Below are 285 nucleotides of genomic sequence, written 5' to 3' on the forward strand. Positions count from 1 at the left end.
TTCTTGCGTGGGAGTGGTGCGGCGGCGGGCGTATCGACCTCGGCCAACTGCTCGTCCACCTCGCCGAGGCACGCCTCCAGTTCCGCCTCGTCGAACAGCCCGTTCTGAAACGCCAGCTTCTCGCTACTCGCCCCAAAGCGCCTCTGGTTGGCCAAGCGCAACTGCTCTTCCAGCAATTTGATCCGCTTCGCCTGCTCGGCGATCCGGCGCTGATCGTGGGCGATGATCTGTTGGTGGTCATCGATGACCCGTTCGCGCTCTGTGATCGCTCGTTCGCGCTCCGCA

The 285-nt window shown here is 63.9% G+C and carries 1 protein-coding gene; it reads right to left on the reverse strand.

Annotation, left to right across the window (positions count from 1 at the left end):
• The coding region (locus ACYQ2W_RS26825; RefSeq protein WP_459874204.1) for a transposase domain-containing protein at window positions 1-285 on the reverse strand (285 nt) is incomplete at both ends.

This window comes from Endothiovibrio diazotrophicus, from assembly GCF_054657215.1.